The following is a 1,070-nucleotide window of genomic DNA, read 5'->3' on the forward strand; positions in this document are numbered from 1 at the left end:
CAAGCAGGATATTCATTTTAGGCAAAAGAAAAACGGTGAAGTCGGTAACCGATTCGTCAAAAAATCAAAGTCCAATTTTGTACAAACAGCAACTGTGGGTGCTCACACCATCAAGATGCCTGCACGTCCTTTCCTGCACCTGACCGAGCAGGATGTGGAAGCCATGGAAAACACCGGTTTAGACTACTTTCGCCGTGTTATTGATTCGTAACCTTAAACGTCCTGTAATCGACGCAGGGCGTTTTAATCGTTTACTGACACTCTCGCCGGACTTTACCCCGCTAAATTGCACCACCGAGTTTTTAAATCGTGTTTAAAAACGGGTTAACGCCATTGCTAATGTATTGAGTGAAGTGGCAAGATGATCCGCGTGTTATCCCCTGATGTAATCCACTGAACCCCTTCCACTGAATTCTCTTTTAACGGCCCCGTATTCTCGGTGGCATGAAAACATTATTCGCCGCTCTGGCAATCGAAATCACAAAAGCGACCCACGGAACCATCCAGCTCTTTCCCGCTGGCGAATTCCGGGCGGTAGATGGTCGCCCTACAGAATGTGATCACTGGCTAATGAACGCTGAGATTGCGCAGCGACTCATTGATGCCGCTAATGCCAGGTCAACGCCTTACGTTATTGATTACGAACACCAGACATTAAAAGCCGCCAAAAATGGTCAGCCCGCCCCCGCATCCGGTTGGTTTAAAACACTGGAATGGAGGGAGGGTAAAGGTCTGTACGCTGTTGGGGTCAACTGGACTGACGCCGCAGCGGCGATGATTCTGAAAGATGAATACCTCTTTATCTCCCCCGTTTTTAGCTACAACAAATCCGGTCATGTGGTGCAGATCCTTCATGCAGCACTGACTAACACACCGGCTCTGGATGATATGGATGAGGTGATGTTAGCTGCCGCATCCGTCCTGGCCATCAACTCAACCACTGAGGGTAACGGAATGGACGAACTACTCGAACAATTGCGCTGGATGTTAAATCTGCCGCTCTCTGCCACGCAAGAAGAAGTCAGTGCCGAACTGATGAAACTAATTAGCCGCCTTTCAAATAATGAAGG

1 protein-coding gene and 1 pseudogene are annotated in these 1,070 nt (G+C 48.5%); both read left to right on the forward strand.

All coding sequences use genetic code 11. The annotated features are described in order from the left end of the window. Positions 1–211 (forward strand): annotated as a pseudogene (locus AEP37_RS26815) (phage virion morphogenesis protein); the annotation flags it as partial. Between the two features lie 233 nt (positions 212–444). Next, positions 445–1,070, forward strand: a 626-nt coding sequence (locus AEP37_RS23830) for a phage protease (protein ID WP_049615659.1), incomplete at its 3' end; no start/stop codon positions are given.

The sequence above is a fragment of the Yersinia pekkanenii genome (genome assembly GCF_001152565.1).
In the GTDB taxonomy this organism is placed as follows: domain Bacteria; phylum Pseudomonadota; class Gammaproteobacteria; order Enterobacterales; family Enterobacteriaceae; genus Yersinia; species Yersinia pekkanenii.